Below are 18,127 nucleotides of genomic sequence, written 5' to 3' on the forward strand. Positions count from 1 at the left end.
TGCCGCCGCCGACTCAGCCGCCGACGGCCTTGAGCCAGGCACGGCGAGCGTCGAGCGCCTCGCGAGCGGATGCCGCGGCTCGCTCGTCGCCGGAGGCCTCGGCCGCCGCGAGTTCGGCCTCGAGCTTCTCGATGGCCTCGTGCAGCTGCCCGAGCATGCCCTCGGAGCGTGCCTTCTTCTCAGGATCTTCGCGCTGCCAGTGCTCGTCTTCGAGTGAGCGAACGTGGTTCTCGATCTTGCGGAGCCGGTCTTCGACCACCCTGATCTGGTCACGGGGGACCTTGCCGATCTCGTCCCACTTGCGCTGGACGCGGTTGAGCCCGGCGCGCGCCTGCTTGGGGTCGGTCTCGCTGAGCAACGGCTCTGCCTCGGTGAGCAGCGCCAGCTTCTCGTCGAGGTTCGCCCGGTAGGCCTCGTCTTCTTGCGCGTCGATCTCTGCCTTGGCGTTGAAGAGCACGTCGCCGGCGGCCTTGAACCGTGCCCAGAGCTGGTCGTCGAGCTTCTTGCCCGCTCGCCCGGCCGACTTCCACTCGTCGAGGAGGCTGCGGTAGTCGCCCACGGCGTCGGCGCCACGCGGCGCGAGCGCTTCGGCACGTTCGATGAGCGCCTGCTTGCGCGTGCGCACGTCGCGGTGCGACGCGTCGAGCTCGGCGAAGAACGCCTTGCGGTGCGTCTCGATCGTGGAGCGGGCAGCGCGGAACCGCTTCCAGAGTTCGTTGGCCTCGTTCTTGGGCAGGCGCGGGCCGTCTTGCTGATGGCGCTGCCAGCTGGCGAACAGCGCGTCGAGCTCGGCAGTGGCCTGCTTCCACTGCGTCTTCGCCGGGTCTTGCGCGGCGAGTGCCTCGGCCTGCTCGACGATGCGAGTACGCTCGGCGAGCGCGTCGGCGACCGCGGCCTTTGCCTCGGCCTGCTGCTGCTCGGTGAGCTCTTTCGTGGTGCCCGACAACGCCTCGAGGCGACGCGCGAGTGACTCGAGGTCGCCCACGGCATGCGCGTTCGCCACCGACTCGCGCAGCGACGTGACCGCCTTGGCGATGTCCGTGGCCGGAGCCCCGCGCTTCACGCGCTGCTCGAGCAGTGTGACCTGGCCGGCGAGATCGGCGTATTTGCGCTCGAAGTACGCGAGGGCCTCTTCGGCCGTCGCGTCGGGGTACTGACCGACCTCCCGCTCGCCGTCGCTCGTACGCACGAAGACGGTGCCCGTCTCGTCGACACGGCCCCACGGTTGCTGATCTGATTCGGTCACGGCCTCACCTTGTCGTAGGTCGGATGCCGCGCGAGGCGGCAGTGTGGCATCAAGCCTATTGCACCGTCGAAGAGCGGCGCGGGCGTCTACTCGAGGGTGAACGACGCGATGGTCACCGGAACCGACGGCGCCCCGTCGGATGCGCCGTCGGCCGGCCCCGCGTCGGTCACCCCGGCGCGAAGCTCGTCGAGCCCGCTCGTGACGTGCCCGATGACGGTGTAACCGCCGGCTTCGTCGGCGGGCAGTGTCGTGTCTTCGTAGACGATGAAGAACTGGCTGCCGTGGCTGTCGGCGTTCTGCGGCTGGCGCGCCATGGCGATCGTGCCGGCGGGGTAGACGCCGTCGGCGGGGGCGTTCTCGACCGGCCCGTAGCTGTACCCGGGTCCGCCGGTGCCGTCGCCGTTGGGGTCGCCGCACTGCAGCACCCAGATGCTGTCCTTCGTGAGGCGGTGGCAGCTGAGCCCGTCGTAGAACCCGTCCTGCACCAGGCTGATCGTGCTCGACACGGCCTGCGGGGCGGCGGCGCCGTCGAGCTCGACAGCGAGCGGAATGTCGTTGACGACGAGCGAACCGGTCCACGTGCGGCCCTCGGCGAGGTCGGCTGAGGGCACCTCGGCCGCTTCGGGCGTGGGGGTCGGGGTCGCGGAGGGGACGGGATCGGGGGTGCCCGGGCCGCCGTTGAAGAAGAACAGCTGCGCGCCGACCGCGAGTGCGAGCACGATCACGAGCGCGATGCTTGCGATGATGTTGTCGAGGGTGCGGCGGCGCTTCTTGCCGGCGTGCACCTGCTGGCGGGCCTGATAGGTGCGCAGGCGCGCTCGTTCCTCGCGTGCCTGTCGGTCGTTCGTTGCCACGCTGCTCCTTCTCGGGAATCCTGCCTGCCGACTCTACGCATGCGCGCGGGGTGTACACCAATCGCCGCACCGTGCGGCATCGAGGGCGGCGGGTGGTGTCGGATGCCGCAGCTACGCTTGGCGCATGGTGGAAACGAGTCAGGGGCTGCGCTCGGGCGCGACTCCGCTCGCGGTGCGCATGCGTCCGACGAGTCTCGACGAGGTGGCCGGGCAACGGCATCTGCTCACGCCGGGGTCGCCCCTCGTGGCCCTCGCCGGCGATCGCACGGGCGAGTCGGGGTCGGTTTCGGTCATCCTCTGGGGCCCGCCCGGAACGGGCAAGACCACGCTCGCTCAGGCGATCGCCCGGTCGTCGGGTCGCAAGTTCGTCGAGCTCTCGGCCGTCACCGCCGGGGTGCGCGACGTGCGGCAGGTCATGGAGGAGGCGCGCGCCAGCCGCGACCTCTACGGTGTCTCCACGGTGCTGTTCCTCGATGAGATCCACCGGTTCACGAAGGCCCAGCAAGACGCGTTGCTTCCCGGGGTCGAGAACGGCTGGGTCATCCTCGTCGCGGCGACGACCGAGAACCCCTCGTTCTCGGTCATCTCGCCCCTCCTGTCCCGTTCACTGCTGTTGACCCTCGAACTCCTCACCGACGACGATCTCGCAGTTCTCGTCGACCGCGCCGTCGCCGACACCCGGGGTCTGGGCGGCAAAGTCGAGCTCGAGCCCGACGCCCGGGCGGCGATCATCCGTCTGGCCTCGGGCGACGCCCGGCGCGCGCTCACAGCCCTCGAAGCGGCATCCGTCGCCGCTGCGCAATCGGCGCCCGCCGCCACCGGCGATGCCGAGCCCGATGCAGAGGCGAACGCCGACGTCGACGCACAGGCCGACGCAGACGACTCGACGGCCGCGGCGAAGCCGGTCATCACCGCCGACATCGTGGCCCGCGCCGTCGACCGCGCCCTGCTGCGCTACGACCGCAACGGCGACGAGCACTACGACGTCATCAGCGCCTTCATCAAGTCGGTGCGCGGCAGCGACGTCGACGCCGCCCTGCACTACCTCGCGCGCATGATCGAGGCCGGCGAAGACCCGCGATTCATTGCTCGGCGCATCATCGTGCTGGCGTCCGAAGACATCGGGCTCGCCGACCCTACCGCCCTCGGCGTCGCGGTCGCCGCCGCCGACGCCGTGCAGTACATCGGCATGCCCGAGGGGCGAATCCCGCTCGCGCAGGCGGTCGTGCACCTCGCCACGGCCCCGAAGTCGAACGCCGCCTACGTGGGCATCGATCGCGCGATCGCCGATGTGCGCGAGGGCAAGGCGGGGCGCGTGCCGAAGCACCTGCGTGACGCGCACTACCCGGGTGCCAAGCGCCTCGGGCATGGCAAGGGCTATCGCTACCCGCACGACGATGCGATCGGCGTCGTCACCCAGCAATACCTGCCCGAGTCCCTGCGCGGCGCGGTCTACTACGAGCCGAGTGAGCACGGCAACGAGCGCGAGGTGTCGGCGCGTCTTGCGAAGCTGCGGCGCATCGTGCGCGGCGGCAGCTGAGCGCCGTCGCGCCCGTCACGGCCCAGCACTGACCCGGCACTCCAGTCCGGCGCGTGCGTGATAGTATGTCCGTTGGCCTGAAGCCTGATTCTCGAGCGCGGCTGCGAGAGAGTCACCGGCGAATGGGTGCGATCTGTAGCCGATCCGCCCTTGGCGAATCCCTCTGACACAGACTTCCGGTGCGCGACCGCGCCGTGGGTACATTTGAGATTCTTCCGAAAGGACATTCGTGTCGAACCAGTCACGCAGCAAGACCCGCCTCTCCCGTGCGCTCGGCGTCGCCCTCACCCCGAAGGCCGCCCGCTACATGGAGAAGCGCCCCTACGCTCCCGGTGAGCACGGGCGCACCAAGCGCAAGCAAGACAGCGACTACGCCGTGCGTCTGCGCGAGAAGCAGCGCCTCCGCGCCCAGTACGGCATCCGCGAGAAGCAGCTGAAGATCGCCTACGTCGAGGCCAAGCGCACCGCCGGCCAGACCGGTGAGAACCTCGTCGAACTGCTCGAGATGCGTCTCGACGCCCTCGTGCTGCGGGCCGGCTTCGCCCGCACCATCACGCAGGCCCGCCAGTTCGTCGTGCACCGCCACATCCTCGTCGACGGCCAGCTCGTCGACCGCCCGTCGTTCCGCGTGAAGCCGGGCCAGCTCGTGCACGTCAAGGCGCGCAGCGAGGGCACCGAGCCGTTCCAGGTCGCCGCCGCCGGTGGCCACGTCGACGTGCTCCCCAAGGTTCCGGGTTACCTCGAGGTCGAGCTCGACAAGCTCCAGGCGCGGCTCGTCCGTCGCCCGAAGCGCGCCGAGGTCCCCGTGACCTGTGACGTGCAGCTCGTCGTCGAGTACTACGCCGCACGCTGACGCATCAGGCGTTCGAACAGGGGTCGCGGGGTTCCCGCGGCCCCTGTTCCGTCTTCGGCGGGCGCCCGGCGCGCGCCACTAGACTGTTGCGAGCGTGCCGAGCGCATCGCATCGGCGAGAGATCGAGCAGGGAGCACCTCGTGAAGAGCATTCTGTGGTTCACCGTCGGCGTCGCCGCCGGATTCGTCGTCGCGCACCAGGTCAACCAGACCAAGCAGGGCCGCGACTTCTTCTCGTCGGTCGATGCGAAGGCGCGCGCGTTCGGCAACGCCATCGCCGAGGGCTACCACGAGCGCGACGCCGAACTGCGCCGCGAGGCCGGCGACGCGGCGCCCGCCAACTGACACTCGACCGATTTCGAAATGCCCGGATGTCCCGGGCGGGACCCAGAACGGAACCATGCAGACTGCCGACATCCGCCAGCGTTGGCTGGACTTCTTCGCCGAGCGCGGGCACACCGTCGTCCCCTCGGCCTCGCTTGTCTCCGACGACCCGACCCTGCTGTTCACGGTCGCCGGCATGGTGCCCTTCGTGCCGTACCTCACGGGTCTCGTTCCCGCGCCGTACCCCCGGGCGACGAGCGTGCAGAAGTGCATCCGCACCAACGACATCGAAGAGGTCGGCAAGACCCCCCGGCACGGCACCTTCTTCCAGATGAGCGGAAACTTCTCGTTCGGCGACTACTTCAAAGAGGGCGCCATCTCGATGGCGTGGCAACTGCTCACCACGCCCGAGGCCGACGGCGGCTACGGGTTCGCGCCGAGCGACCTCTGGGTCACCGTCTACGAAGACGACGATGAGGCCATCGGCCTCTGGAAGCGCATCGCCGGGTTGCCCGAAGAGCGCATCCAGCGACTCGGCAAAGACACGAACTACTGGCACACCGGACAGCCCGGCCCGGCGGGCCCCTGCTCCGAGATCTTCTTCGACCGCGGCCCCGAGTACGGCGTCGACGGCGGCCCGGCGACCGACGACGACCGCTACGTCGAGATCTGGAACCTCGTGTTCATGCAGTACCTCATCGACGATGTGAAGTCGAAGACCGACTTCCGCATCGTCAAGGACCTGCCGAAGAAGAACATCGACACCGGCATGGGGCTCGAGCGCGTCGCCTTCATCAAGCAGGGCGTCGACAACATGTACGAGATCGACCAGGTGCGCCCGGTGCTCGACCGTGCTGCCGAGCTCTCGGGCCGCGCCTACGGCGCGAACCACGACGACGACGTGCGCATGCGCGTCATCGCCGACCACATCCGCTCGGCGCTCATGCTCATGAGCGACGGCGTCAGCCCGTCGAACGAGGGGCGCGGCTACATCCTGCGCCGACTGCTGCGTCGCAGCATCCGTGCGATGCGACTGCTCGGCGTCGAGGGGCCGACCTTCCGCGAACTGTTCGCAGCGTCCCGTGACGCGATGAAGGCGGCGTACCCCGAGGTCGCAAGCGATTACGCCCACATCGAGCAACTCGCCCTCGGTGAAGAGGAGACGTTCCTGCGCACACTGGCCGCGGGTACGTCGATCCTCGATGTCGCGGTCGCCGAGACCAAGCAGTCGGGCCGCGAACAACTCGCCGGAGACACCGCGTTCCTGCTGCACGACACCTACGGGTTCCCGATCGAGATCACCCTCGAGATGGCCGACGAGGCGGGCCTCTCGGTCGACCGTGCTGCGTTCGACACGCTGATGACCGAGCAGCGCAGCAGGGCGAAGGCCGACGCGAAGTCCAAGAAGAAGGTCCTGGCCGACCTCTCGGTGTACGCCGACTTCCGCGCCAAGGGCGAGACGATCTTCACGGGCTACACCGACCTCGCGACCGAGTCGACCGTGCTCGGCATCCTCGTCGACGGTGCACCGGCGAACCGTGCGGTCGCCGGGCAGACCGCCGAGGTCATCCTCGCCGAGACCTCGCTCTACGCGGAATCGGGCGGCCAGGCGCCCGACCAGGGCCGCATCGTCGGTGACGGGTTCGAGCTCGAGGTACTCGACGTGCAGAAGCCCGTGAAGGGCCTCATCAGCCACACCGTCAAGGTGTCGTCGGGCGAGGTCGGCGTGGGCGCGCACGCCACGAGCCTCGTCGACGAGGGCTACCGTCGTGGCGCCACCCAGGCGCACTCGGGAACTCACATCGTGCACGCCGCGCTGCGCCAGGTGCTCGGCCCGAATGCCCATCAGTCGGGTTCATACAACAAGGCCGGCTACCTGCGCCTCGACTACGGGTGGAACTCGGCATTGTCGACCGCGACCCGCAGCGAGATCGAGGAGATCTCGAACGCTGCCGTCCGCGACAACCTGCAGGTCGTCACCCGCGAGATGCCGCTCGACGAGGCGAAGTCTCTCGGCGCGATGGCGCTCTTCGGCGAGAAGTACGGTGACGTCGTTCGTGTCGTCGACATCGGCGGGCCGTGGTCGCGTGAGCTCTGCGCGGGCACCCACGTGGCGACGAGCGCCGAGATCGGCATGATCAACATCGTCGGCGAATCGTCGGTCGGCGCCTCCAACCGCCGCGTCGAGTCGCTCGTCGGCCTCGAGGCGTTCCAGCGCTTCGCGGCCGAGCGTGCGCTCGTGTCGGAGCTCACCTCGACGCTGAAGACCCGCCCCGACCAGCTCGTCGACCGCGTCGGCGAGCTCGTCACCAACCTGAAGGCCGCCGAGAAGCGCATCCAGGCGTTCGAGGCCAAGGCGCTGAACGATCGCGTGCCCGACCTCGCGGCGAACGCCACCCGTGTCGGCGACGTGCTGCTCGTCGCCGAATCGATGGGGTCGATCGGGTCGGGCGATGAACTGCGCTCGCTGGCGCTCTCGGTGCGGGCGAAGCTCGGCGACGCGGCATCCGTCGTCGCGCTCGCGGGTGAGGCGGGCGGCAAGCCGCTCGCCATCGTGGCCACCTCACCCGCGGCTCGCGACACCGGCGCGAACGCAGGCGCGCTCGCGAAGACCGCGGCACGCGTGCTGGGCGGCGGTGGCGGCGGCAAGCCCGACCTCGCCCAGGGCGGTGGCAGCGATGTGTCCGCCATCCCCGCTGCGCTCGCGGCGGTACGCGCCGACCTCGCCGGATAGCCGACCATGCGGTCAGGAGCGAGGCTCGGCATCGACGTGGGCCGCGCCCGCATCGGGGTGTCGCGTTGCGACGCGGGCGGCCTGCTCGCGGTCCCTGTCGAGACCGTTGCGCGTGCTGCCGATGGCGACGACGACGTGCGGCGCATCCTCGAGCTCGCCGCCGAGTTCGAGGCGATCGAGCTCGTCGTGGGCAATCCGCTGTCGCTCTCGGGGGCCGCGACGCCGTCGACCGACGACGCCATCGCGTTCGCCGAACGGCTGGCGGCGGCCGGTGCCGCGGTGCGGCTGGTCGATGAACGACTCTCGACGGTGAGCGCCCAGCAGGCACTTCGGGCGACCGGAAAGTCGAGCCGCAAGCAGCGTCCCATCGTCGACCAAGTCGCAGCCGTTATCATTCTGCAACACGCCATCGACGCAGAGCGCGCCTCGGGGAACCCGCCCGGGCGCTCCGTCGATACCGATGAAGGGCAACACCCCCTGTGACCCAGCTCCCCCCAGAGCGCAACAACACCGACTCGGCGACATCCGATTGGCATGCGATGCTCGCCGGCGAGGCGCCCCGCGGCGGCGAACCTGCGGCGATTCCAGCGCAGACGACGCCGGTCGCCCCCGCCGCCCACGGTCTCGACTCCGGCCAGCCGATGACGCGTCGCGAGGCTCGCGAAGCCGAGCAGCGACGTGCGGCAGCGATCGAGGCCGAGCAGCGGCATGCGGCGGCGACCGCAGCGGCGCATGCCGCCACGGCGGCGCTCGCGGCGGTACCGTCGCAGACCGGCGAGGTCGACCCGTTCGCGTCGCCGTCGCGCAGCGATCGACGTGCCGTGACACCGGATCCGCTCGAACCCGAGCAGCCGCACCGGCGTCGGGGGGCGTGGGGCTGCCTGATCGGGCTCGTCGTGGTGGTCGCACTCGGCTTCGGTGCCTTCTTCTTCCTGCAGGGCCCGATCGCCGCGCTGGTCGACCGTTTCCAGCCCGCCGAGGATTTCGAGGGCACGGGCACCGGTGAGGTCGTGTTCATGATCCACGAGGGCGACACCGGCGAGTCGATCGCCGAGAACCTCGTGGCCGAAGACATCGTCGCGAGCACCGAGGCGTTCTCCGAGGTGCTGGCCGACGCCGACCCGACCCCGATCTTCTACCCGGGCGCCTACCTGATGGCCGAGCAGATGAGCGCGCAGTCGGCGCTCGACGCGCTGCTCGACCCGGCGAACAAGCTCGAGAACACCTTCGTGATCCAAGAGGGCATGTGGGCGAAGAACGCCCTCGCCGAGGCCGCCGCGGTCACCGGGATCCCGATCGAAGAGCTTCAGGCAGCCGCAGCCGACACGACCGCGCTCGGACTTCCCCCCGAGGCGACGAGCATCGAGGGGTTCCTGTTCCCCGCCACCTACACGGTCGACCCGAACATCACCGCTCCCGCGCTCGTGAAGATGCTCGTCGATCGCTCATTCGAAGCGCTCGATGCGGCCGGCGTCGCGCCCGAAGACCGCTGGCGAACCGTGGTCAAAGCCTCGCTCATCGAACGCGAGGCCGGCCTGCGCGACGACTACTACAAGGTCTCGCGAGTCATCGAGAACCGCCTGAACCCCGAGCTGTTCGACAGCGGCCTGCTGCAGTTCGACTCGACCGTGCACTACGGCCTCGGCGACGACTCGGTCGTCACGACGACCGATGCCGAGCGGGCCGACCCGGCGAACGCGTACAACACCTACGTGCATCCAGGCCTCCCACCGGGCCCGATCGGCAACCCGGGCGATCTCGCGATCGATGCGGCACTGCATCCGGCCGAGGGATCCTGGTTGTACTTCGTCACGGTGAACCTCGACGAAGGAACCACGGTCTTCTCATCGACGATCGAGGAGCACGACGCCGCGGTCGAGCAGTTCCTCGCCTGGCTCGCCGATCACCCCGAATACGGAGGCTGAGGCATGCGACGACTCGCGGTGCTCGGGTCGCCGATCGGCCATTCGCAGAGCCCGGCGCTGCACCGCGCCGCGTACGCGCGACTCGGCCTCGACTGGGAGTACACGGCGATCGAGATCGACGGCGGACGGCTGGCCGGCTTCATCGACGGGCTGGATGCCTCCTGGCGGGGTCTCTCGCTGACGATGCCGCTGAAGCAGCAGGTGCTGCCGATGCTCGACGGCATCGATGAGGTCGCCCGGTTCACAGGTGCGGCGAACACCGTGGTCTTCGAGGGAACATCGCGGCGTGGCTTCAACACCGACATCGGCGGCATCGTCGGCGCGCTCGCCGATGCAGATGTGCACCGTGTGACGCGGGGAGTGATCGTGGGTGCCGGGGCCACAGCTCTTTCCGCGCTCGTCGCGATGGCCGAGCTCGGCGCGAGCGACGTGCGTGTGCTCGTGCGCCGACCGGGCGCGGCGCAGCCGGTCGCCGAACTCGGCCGGCGGCTCGGGGTCCGAGTCGAAGAAGCGCCGATCACGGCGCTGTCCGGGGTCGACGATGTCGATCTCGTAATCAGCACCCTGCCCGGTTCGGCCGGCCTCGAGGTGGTGCCCGAACCGACGCTGGTGTCGACGGCACCGCTGCTCGACGTCGCATACGATCCGTGGCCGACCGCGATCGGCGCCTCGTGGCTCGAGGGCGGCGGACGGGTGGTGCATGGCCTCGGCATGCTGCTGCATCAAGCTCTGCTGCAGGTGCGCATCTTCGTGAACGGTGACCCGCGCACCCGGCTCGCCGACGAGGCCGGCGTGCTCGCCGTCATGCGCGATGCCCTGCGTTGACCCTGTGGAAGGATGGAGTCATGCTCCGTTGGCTCACCGCCGGAGAGTCGCACGGGCCTGAGCTCGTCGCGATCCTCGAGGGTCTTCCCGCCGGTATCCCCGTTTCGCTCGACTCGATCCGTGCCGACCTCGCGCGCCGCAAACTCGGCTACGGCCGGGGCGCCCGAATGAAGTTCGAGCAAGACGAACTGTCGATCTCGGGTGGTGTGCGCCACGGCGTCAGCCTCGGCAGCCCGATCGCGCTGCGCATAGGCAACACCGAGTGGCCCAAGTGGCAGGAGGTCATGAACCCCGAGCCCGTCGACCCGGCCACGCTCGGCCGCGGTCGCGGCGCCCCGTTGACGCGGCCCCGTCCAGGGCACGCCGACCTCGTCGGCATGCAGAAGTACGACTTCGATGAGGCGCGCCCGGTGCTCGAACGGGCGAGCGCCCGCGAGACGGCTGCGCGCGTCGCCCTCGGCGCGGTCACCAGGTCGTTCCTCGCCGAGCTCGGCATCCGCCTGGTCGCGCACACCCTCTCGATCGGACCGGTGCGCGTGCCCGAGGGCAGGCCGCTGCCGACGCCCGACGACGTCGACCGGCTCGACGCCGACCCGCTGCGCTGCTTCGACCCCGAGACATCCGTCGCCATGGTCGCCGAGGTCGACCTCGCCCACAAAGACGGCGACACGCTCGGCGGTGTCGTCGAGGTGCTCGCCTACGGTGTGCCGCCCGGGCTCGGGTCGTACGTGCACTGGGACCGCCGCCTCGATTCGCAGCTCGCCGCCGCGCTCATGGGCATTCAGGCCATCAAGGGCGTCGAGGTCGGCGACGGGTTCCTGACGACCACGCGTCGCGGCTCCGAGGCGCACGACGAACTGCACCAGGTCGACGGCCGCATCGCACGGTCGAGCGACCGCGCAGGCGGCACCGAGGGCGGCATGTCGACCGGCACCGTGCTGCGCGTGCGCGCCGGAATGAAGCCCATCGCGACCGTGCCGCACGCCCTGCCGACGGTCGACGTCGCCACCGGTGAGACCGCCGCCGCGCACCACCAGCGATCCGATGTCTGCGCAGTGCCCGCGGCAGGCGTCGTCGCCGAGGCGATGGTGGCGCTCACCCTTGCGAACGCGGTGCTCGAGAAGTTCGGCGGCGACTCAGTCGACGAGACCCGTCGCAACCTCACGTCGTACCTCGCCGCGATCCCCGACTCACTGCGCACGGCCGTCGCGTCAGCACCGGTCGCCGGCGACCGTGCCTGACAGCGCACGGCTCGCGCTGCCGATCGTGCTGGTCGGCCCGATGGGCGCGGGCAAGTCACGCGTCGGGCATCGGCTCGCGACAACCGTCGACGCGCCGTTCATCGACACCGACCTGCGTATCGTCGAACGCTACGGGCCGATCGACGAGATCTTCGACCGCGAGGGTGAGGAGTACTTCCGCATCATCGAGCGCGAGGTCGTCGCCGAGGCACTTCGCGAAGAGGCCGTGATCTCGCTCGGCGGGGGCGCCGTGCTGCACCCCGACACTCGCGACGACCTCGCCGGCCTCGCCGTCGTGTGGCTGCAGGTCTCGCGCGACGCGGTGCGGCCGAGACTCCAGGGCGGCAACCGGCCGCTGATCGCCGACGGCGGGCTCGACCGATGGAGTGCCATCGCCGCGCAGCGCCGGCCGCTCTACGAGGCCGTCGCCGGTCTCTCCATCGATACGTCGCGTCGCTCGGTCGCCCGCATCGTCGAGGCCATCACCGAGCGATTCGGAGGAACATGATGACGGCAGGCCAGACGCGCACTAGCATTCGGGTGGGCGGCGAGACCGGCTACGACGTCGTCATCGGCGCGGGGGTCGTCGGCGAGCTCGCCGACGCGCTCGGCAATGCACCCACGAAGGTGCTCATCGTGCACCCGGCCACACTCGGTGCGAAGGCCGCCGCGCTGCGCGAGTCGCTCAGCGACCGCTTCGAGGTGCTACTCGCCGAGGTGCCCGACGCCGAAGCCGGAAAGCGCGTCGAAGTGGCGGCCTTCTGCTGGCAGGTGCTCGGCCAGGCGGACTTCACGCGCAGCGATGCCATCGTCGGGTTCGGTGGGGGAGCGATCACCGACCTCGCCGGTTTCGTGGCGGCCACCTGGTTGCGCGGCGTGCGCGTGGTGCAGGTTCCGACGACCGTGCTCGGCATGGTCGACGCAGCCGTCGGCGGAAAGACCGGCATCAACACCAACGAGGGCAAGAACCTCGTCGGCGTCTTCCACGCTCCCGCCGCGGTGCTCTGCGACGTCGAGCTGCTCGACACCCTGCCGAGGAACGAGATCCTCGCCGGATTCGCCGAGATCGTGAAGGCCGGATTCATCCGCTACCCCGAGATCCTCGACGTCATCGAGACCGATCCCGAACGTGCGACCGACCCGTCGACCCCCGAGTTCCGGCGCGTGGTCGAGCTGGCGATCCAGATGAAGGCCGACGTCGTCTCAGAAGACTTCACCGAGCAGGGCCTTCGCGAGATCCTGAACTACGGCCATACGCTCGGCCACGCGGTCGAGCACGCCGAGCGCTACCAGTGGCGGCACGGCGCGGCCGTCGCCGTCGGCATGATGTTCGCGGCCGAGCTCGGGCGGCTCTCCGGGCGGCTGAGCGACGAGGTCGCCGACCGGCACAAGCGAGTGCTCGACCTGCTCAGCCTGCCCACGAGCTACCCCGCCGGCCGCTGGAACACGCTGCTCGCGACGATGCAGCGCGACAAGAAGGCCCGCGCCGGTCAGCTGCGGTTCATCGTGCTCGACGACCTCGCCAAGCCCACGGTGATGCTGGCGCCCGACCAGTCGCTGCTGTTCGCGGCGTACCAGGAGATCGGCTCGTGAGCGAACGTCGCCTGCTGCTCGTCAACGGGCCGAACCTCAACCTGCTCGGCACGCGCGAGCCCGAGATCTACGGGTCGCACACGCTCGACGACGTCGAGCGGCTCACGACCGAGGTCGCGTTCGAACTCGGCTTCGAGGTGCGCGCCGTGCAGTCGAACCACGAGGGAGTCCTCCTCGACGCGATCCACGCTGCACGTCTCGACTGCGCGGGCATCGTCATCAACCCCGCGGGGCTGACGCACACCTCGGTCGTGCTGCGCGATGCGCTCGCGGGCGTCGGGCTGCCCGTCGCCGAGGTGCACATCTCGGATGTCGCGAAGCGCGAGTCGTTCCGCCACCACTCGTACGTCGCCGATGTTGCGGTGGTGCACGTCGTCGGCGAGGGTGTCGCGGGCTACGGCACGGCGGTGCGGCGACTCATCGAGGTGATCACCGGTCAGGCCGAGGGCTGAGTAGCCGCCGGCCATAGCGGTGACTCACGCGCCGCGCGCGAACGCGAGACTCTCTTCGACGATTGCGAGGACGACCTCGAGTTCCGCGGCGTCGCGTGGCCCGTAAACCATGAATTCCGTACCGAAGTCCTCGTATTGGTGCGGCTCGGCCCAACCGAGATCGGTGAGCTCGGCGCCGCGCTCGCGGGACAGCACGAGATGCACGCTCGTGTCGTCGACACCGTGCAAGTGCACCGGCTCGAGGCGGCCGTCGGGGAAGAGTGAGGTCTCGGGGGAGCGGGCGACCTCGAGGTCGGTGAGGAACACCGCGCGCGATGACTTCGGCGAGACCTCGCTGTGCCCTTCGACGACGCCGTCGAGGGCGAAGACGCTTGCGACGAGTCGACCCCACAGCTCGGGCGTCGCGCGTTGGGTGAGTTGGCGCTGCGGCCCCTCGGTCGATACGGTCGGGCGTTCGCCCGGGCGGGGTTCACTGATCACCTCGTCATCGTATGTGTCGCGCGATGCGCCGGCATGGGACGTCCGCCCGCATTGGCGCCGCCGCAGCGCAGCGACTAAACTCGACCGACTGAACTTCTGCGGCCCACACGTGGCCGAGCCTCTTCGCAACTGAAACGGATTCTCTTCGCATGGCAAGCACCGCGGACATCAAGAACGGCGTCGTCCTGTCGATCGACGGACAGCTTTGGAGCGTCATCGAGTTCCAGCACGTCAAGCCGGGCAAGGGCGGTGCGTTCGTGCGCACCAAGCTGAAGAACGTCGTCACCGGCAAGACCGTCGACCGCACCTACAACGCCGGCGCGAAGATCGAGATCGAGAACGTCGACCGCCGTGACTTCACCTACCTCTACAACGACGGCGACGGCTTCGTGTTCATGGACGCGACCGACTACGACCAGCTCACCGTGTCGAGCACGGTCGTGGGCGATGCCGCGAACTTCATGCTCGAGAACCAGGCCGTCACGATCGCCCTCAACAACGGCAACCCGCTCTACATCGACCTGCCCGCCTCGGTCGTGCTCGAGATCACCTACACCGAGCCGGGCCTGCAGGGCGACCGCTCGACGGGCGGCACCAAGCCCGCCACGGTCGAGACCGGCTACGAGATCCAGGTGCCGCTGTTCCTCGAGACGGGCACCAAGGTCAAGGTCGACACCCGCACGGGCGACTACCTCGGCCGCGTGAACGACTAGTGAGCGCACGCACGAAGGCGCGCAAGCGCGCGCTCGACATGCTGTACTCGGCCGACATGCGCCAGGTGCCGGTCGAGCAGATGCTCGTCGTCGAGGCCGAGAAGGCCGCGAACGAGCCCGAGCGGGCCGCGTCGTGGCTGTACGCGCGCGAGATCGTGGACGGCATCGTCGATCACCGCGACGAGATCGACGAACTCATCGAGACGCACTCGCGCGGGTGGACGATCGAGCGCATGCCGGCCGTCGACAGGGCGCTGCTGCGCATCGGCGTGTGGGAGATCGTCTACAACGACCAAGTGCCCGACCCGGTGGCCATCGCCGAGGCCGTCGAAGCGGCCACCGTGCTTTCGACCGACGACTCGGCCGGGTTCGTGAACGGGCTGCTCGCGGCCGTCTCGCACGCCAAGTCCTAGCCTCCCGGTTCCGGCGCTCGCCTGCGGGCGAGCAACGCCATGGTGTGCTCGACGACCTCGCGCGGGCCGTCGTGACCGCCGAGCGACTCGGCCAGCCGCTTCGCATTCGCGCGGTACGAGTCGTCGGCCGTGACGCGCCGCCAGGCGGCAAGGATCGCACGCGGGCGCGGGCGCCCGGTGCGCAGGTTCACCCCGGCGCCCGCCCACGCGACTCGGGCGGCGATCTCGGGCTTGTCGAGGTCGCCTCCGGCGACGATGAGCGGGATGCCCCGTGCCAGGGCGGCGAGCACGCCGCCCCAACCGCCGTTCGTGATCATGACGTCGAGGCGCGGCAGGAGGGCGTCGTAGGGGATGAACCCCGCGACCCGGGCGTTCGGAGGTGCGGGGAACGGCAACCCGGCATCATCGGCGCGGCCGGTGGCCGCGACCAGCAGCACCCGCTGTCTGCCCAGCGCGGCGAAAGCGGGCTCGATGAGGTCGTGCGGGTCGACGTTCAGCGTGCCCTGCGTGACGTGCACGATCGGCGACTCGGATGACTCGGCGTCGGGCCACCACGACGGCAGGGCGGCGTCGCTCGCGCGTGGGCGAGTGAGTTCGCCGACGAACACGACCTGCGTCGCGAGGTCGGAACGCGGGTACTCGAGTTCGGCGACGCCCGAGGCGCACACGAGTTCGGGTGAGATGAAGGCCTGATCGAGCGGAAAGCCGCGCAGCGGCAGACCGGCACGTTCACGTTCTTCGGAATAGGCACGCTGGATTCCCCGGGTTGCCGCGCGGGTGACCGCCCGCAGCACGCTGTCACGCAGGCGTCCGGCGAGCCCCCTGGCCGGTGAGAGCCCGAGGATCGGCGGGGGCAGGTCGCGACTCGGGATCGCGAGCGGCACGATGCTGACGGTGACCCAAGGCGTGTCGGTCAGCTCTGACGCGAACCGCGCGCCCATGCTCAAGCCGTCGGCGACGATGACGTCCCACGCTTGCTCGGCATATGCGCGTGTCAGATCGGCGGCCTGGTCAGCGCCGGTCCGCACGAACAGCTGCTCGACGTTCGTGAGCATCTGCCGTGGACCCTTCTTGCCGCGCAGCTCGGGAAAGGTCGCCGGCACGTTGTGCTCGTCGAAGTCGGGTGCCGACTCCCACGTCACGACGCGGGCGCCGAGGGTGGCGAACCGGTCGGCGTGAGCTGCGCCCGTGTAGACGCGAACGCCGTGACCGGCTGTGAGGAACGCCTCGGCGACGGCCGCGAGCGGTGCGACATGGCCGTGGAACGGCATCACGGCGATCATCACCTCGACCATGGTCCATCCCACCATGAGCAGCTCTTCGCGCGTACCCCTCGTACGGGGGAAGCGTGCGCGCGTGCACTGAAACGCACTCGGTGTTCACCCGGGCGCACGTTCAGTGGGCCTCCGGGTGACCGTACATCGCCCCTTCGGTGTGATGGTCATGTCGCCGCTTCCGGCCACTTTCCTCACACATCGTCCTCGAAGGGAACCATCATGTCCTCCACCACCATCGGCAGCGGCCGCGCCTCGACCACCTCGGGTCTCGACGCTGTGCTCGACCGCGCGAACTCCGCACAGGCAGTCGTGCAGCGTTTCCTCGCTCGCGCCGGGCAGCCGGCCCTGCGCATCTCGCTCGGACTCGTCTTCGTCGTCTTCGGCGCACTCAAGTTCCTTCCCGGCGCGAGCCCGGTCGAAGACCTGGTCGGCCGCACCTGGAGCGTGTTGTCGTTCGGAATGATCGACGGCTTCGCAGCCCTCGCGATCACCGGCGCCCTCGAGGTCTTCGTCGGTCTGACCTTCGTGACCGGCATCTTCCTGCGTATCGGCCTGCTCGCACTCGCTGCGACCTTCGTCGGCATCTTCTCGCCGCTCGTGTTCTTCACCGGCGAGATGTTCGCCACCGCGGGCCCGACGCTCACGGCGCAGTACATCCTCAAGGACGTCGTGCTCGTCGCCGCGGCGATGGTCGTCGGCGCCGTGGCGCTGAAGCGCCCCATCGGCCGCCGCTGAAGTGCTCGCGACCTCAGCCCCGGGCGGCCCCTGATCGATCAGGGGCCGCCCGCGGCCCGTGTCAGCTCGTCGAAGCGCCGGTCGTCGTCATCGTCGGAGCCTCCACGTCGGCACGGGGTGCCCACGCAGCGAGCACAGCGGTCTCGATGCCGAGCCCGATGAGGCTGCCGTGGGGCCAGTACGTGAACAGGATCGTCGCGCCCACCACGATGGGCAGCGTCGCCGCGAGCACGAGACGCTCCCAGACGGGCGCGACACCGCGTGGCGCGACGAGCGCGACGATCATCGCCCACAGGCAGATCGCGAGCAGGGCGACGCCTTCGGCGCCCCACAACCCGTGCAACGGGGCATCCGTCGGGTAGTTCAGGTACGACAGCAGCGTGAGCGGTGCGGCCGCGAGCAGCAGCAGGCTCAGCACGCGGCCGCTCCAGCCGAGCGCGATGAACGTGGGCCCGGTGGCGAACCAGAGGAGCAGAAACGAAACGGATGCCGCGGCGCCGAACACGAGGTAGTAGTCGTGCAGTCCCATCGACGCGAGCCAGAGGCGGATGCCGTCGTACACCGGTTGCGAGTCGAGCGCGGCGAGCCATGGCGGGCTGTCGGCGCCCGACCAGACCGCCTGTTGCGGCGGTAGCAGGAAGAACGCCCACCCCGCCGCGACGAGTGCCGCGGCAATGGCCCACGGCCGAGAGGGGTGTCGCTGCATGCTCGAACCGTATCCGGGGACATGCCCTCGCGTCACCCCTCGATCTGGGCCGGGTTCGAACGGCACGCGAGAACCGGTGCCGCTGTCGGGCCGATCGCCGACCGCCTCGGGATCTCGGGCAAGACCGTCTCGAACCTCGTCTCGGTGATTCTCCAGAGGCTCGGGGTACCTGATCGTGCGGAGGCCGCGCGGGTGGCGCGCGCGGCCCAGGACTGAG

20 protein-coding genes are annotated in these 18,127 nt (G+C 69.7%); 15 read left to right on the plus strand and 5 right to left on the minus strand.

The window, feature by feature from the left end:
* Positions 1-13: 13 nt before the first annotated feature.
* Together ABD164_RS14155 and ABD164_RS14160 are read right to left on the minus strand one after the other, a co-directional pair.
* On the minus strand, positions 14-1,246 hold the full coding sequence (locus ABD164_RS14155) for a DUF349 domain-containing protein (RefSeq protein ID WP_344296935.1): 1,233 nt from the start codon (positions 1,244-1,246) through the stop codon (positions 14-16).
* An 86-nt stretch (positions 1,247-1,332) separates the two neighbouring features.
* Entirely contained in the window at positions 1,333-2,100 is a 768-nt protein-coding gene (locus tag ABD164_RS14160) for a peptidylprolyl isomerase (protein WP_344296936.1), read from the minus strand.
* Between the two features lie 124 nt (positions 2,101-2,224).
* Here ABD164_RS14160 and ABD164_RS14165 point away from each other — a divergent pair, with 124 nt between their 5' ends.
* The 11 genes from ABD164_RS14165 to aroQ all read left to right on the plus strand — a co-directional run bounded on the left by ABD164_RS14165 (position 2,225) and on the right by aroQ (position 13,586).
* Entirely contained in the window at positions 2,225-3,640 is a 1,416-nt protein-coding gene (locus tag ABD164_RS14165; protein WP_344296937.1) for a replication-associated recombination protein A, read from the plus strand.
* 229 nt (positions 3,641-3,869) lie between these two features.
* Complete coding sequence (gene rpsD, locus ABD164_RS14170) at positions 3,870-4,493, plus strand: 30S ribosomal protein S4 (RefSeq protein WP_344296938.1); 624 nt, start codon at positions 3,870-3,872, stop codon at positions 4,491-4,493.
* Positions 4,494-4,633: 140 nt separating this feature from the next.
* On the plus strand, positions 4,634-4,837 hold the full coding sequence (locus ABD164_RS14175) for a hypothetical protein (protein ID WP_344296939.1): 204 nt from the start codon (positions 4,634-4,636) through the stop codon (positions 4,835-4,837).
* A gap of 55 nt (positions 4,838-4,892) precedes the next feature.
* Positions 4,893-7,550 carry an alanine--tRNA ligase gene (gene alaS / locus ABD164_RS14180; RefSeq protein WP_344296940.1) on the plus strand — a complete coding sequence of 886 codons (2,658 nt, stop codon included), beginning with the start codon at positions 4,893-4,895 and terminating at the stop codon, positions 7,548-7,550.
* Positions 7,551-7,556: 6 nt separating this feature from the next.
* Positions 7,557-8,033, plus strand: a complete 477-nt coding sequence (gene ruvX, locus ABD164_RS14185; RefSeq protein ID WP_344296941.1) for a Holliday junction resolvase RuvX — start codon at positions 7,557-7,559, stop codon at positions 8,031-8,033.
* A complete protein-coding gene (mltG, locus tag ABD164_RS14190; protein ID WP_344296942.1) occupies positions 8,030-9,475 on the plus strand; it encodes an endolytic transglycosylase MltG in 1,446 nt (481 codons plus the stop codon). The genes ruvX and mltG overlap by 4 nt, the downstream gene beginning before the upstream one ends.
* 3 nt (positions 9,476-9,478) lie before the next feature.
* Positions 9,479-10,300, plus strand: a complete 822-nt coding sequence (locus ABD164_RS14195) for a shikimate dehydrogenase (RefSeq protein ID WP_344296943.1) — start codon at positions 9,479-9,481, stop codon at positions 10,298-10,300.
* Between the two features lie 20 nt (positions 10,301-10,320).
* Complete coding sequence (gene aroC, locus ABD164_RS14200; protein ID WP_344296944.1) at positions 10,321-11,541, plus strand: chorismate synthase; 1,221 nt, start codon at positions 10,321-10,323, stop codon at positions 11,539-11,541.
* Positions 11,534-12,049 carry a shikimate kinase gene (locus ABD164_RS14205; RefSeq protein ID WP_344296945.1) on the plus strand — a complete coding sequence of 172 codons (516 nt, stop codon included), beginning with the start codon at positions 11,534-11,536 and terminating at the stop codon, positions 12,047-12,049. The genes aroC and ABD164_RS14205 overlap by 8 nt, the downstream gene beginning before the upstream one ends.
* Positions 12,049-13,134, plus strand: a complete 1,086-nt coding sequence (gene aroB, locus ABD164_RS14210; protein WP_344297111.1) for a 3-dehydroquinate synthase — start codon at positions 12,049-12,051, stop codon at positions 13,132-13,134. Before ABD164_RS14205 ends, aroB begins: the two co-directional genes overlap by 1 nt.
* On the plus strand, positions 13,131-13,586 hold the full coding sequence (gene aroQ / locus ABD164_RS14215; RefSeq protein WP_344296946.1) for a type II 3-dehydroquinate dehydratase: 456 nt from the start codon (positions 13,131-13,133) through the stop codon (positions 13,584-13,586). Before aroB ends, aroQ begins: the two co-directional genes overlap by 4 nt.
* A 24-nt stretch (positions 13,587-13,610) precedes the next feature.
* Here aroQ and ABD164_RS14220 read toward each other — a convergent pair whose 3' ends face one another.
* Complete coding sequence (locus tag ABD164_RS14220) at positions 13,611-14,066, minus strand: luciferase domain-containing protein (protein ID WP_344296947.1); 456 nt, start codon at positions 14,064-14,066, stop codon at positions 13,611-13,613.
* 149 nt (positions 14,067-14,215) lie between these two features.
* Here ABD164_RS14220 and efp point away from each other — a divergent pair, with 149 nt between their 5' ends.
* Both efp and nusB read left to right on the plus strand, forming a co-directional pair.
* Positions 14,216-14,779 carry an elongation factor P gene (gene efp / locus ABD164_RS14225; RefSeq protein ID WP_344296948.1) on the plus strand — a complete coding sequence of 188 codons (564 nt, stop codon included), beginning with the start codon at positions 14,216-14,218 and terminating at the stop codon, positions 14,777-14,779.
* Positions 14,779-15,192, plus strand: coding sequence for a transcription antitermination factor NusB (nusB, locus tag ABD164_RS14230; protein ID WP_344296949.1), 414 nt, complete (start codon positions 14,779-14,781; stop codon positions 15,190-15,192). Before efp ends, nusB begins: the two co-directional genes overlap by 1 nt.
* On the opposite strand, the gene ABD164_RS14235 is transcribed toward nusB, so the two are convergent.
* Entirely contained in the window at positions 15,189-16,502 is a 1,314-nt protein-coding gene (locus ABD164_RS14235; protein WP_344296950.1) for a glycosyltransferase, read from the minus strand. The two genes, nusB and ABD164_RS14235, sit on opposite strands and share 4 nt — an antisense overlap.
* 186 nt (positions 16,503-16,688) lie before the next feature.
* Between ABD164_RS14235 and ABD164_RS14240 the strand changes: the two genes are divergently transcribed.
* Positions 16,689-17,204, plus strand: coding sequence for a DoxX family protein (locus ABD164_RS14240; RefSeq protein ID WP_344296951.1), 516 nt, complete (start codon positions 16,689-16,691; stop codon positions 17,202-17,204).
* A gap of 61 nt (positions 17,205-17,265) precedes the next feature.
* Here ABD164_RS14240 and ABD164_RS14245 read toward each other — a convergent pair whose 3' ends face one another.
* Positions 17,266-17,910 carry a hypothetical protein gene (locus tag ABD164_RS14245; RefSeq protein ID WP_344296952.1) on the minus strand — a complete coding sequence of 215 codons (645 nt, stop codon included), beginning with the start codon at positions 17,908-17,910 and terminating at the stop codon, positions 17,266-17,268.
* Positions 17,911-17,931: 21 nt separating this feature from the next.
* On the opposite strand from ABD164_RS14245, the gene ABD164_RS14250 reads away from it, so the two are divergent.
* A complete protein-coding gene (locus ABD164_RS14250; RefSeq protein WP_344296953.1) occupies positions 17,932-18,126 on the plus strand; it encodes a LuxR C-terminal-related transcriptional regulator in 195 nt (64 codons plus the stop codon).
* Position 18,127 lies beyond the last annotated feature (1 nt).

This window comes from Agromyces neolithicus (assembly GCF_039529735.1).
Classification (GTDB): domain Bacteria; phylum Actinomycetota; class Actinomycetes; order Actinomycetales; family Microbacteriaceae; genus Agromyces; species Agromyces neolithicus.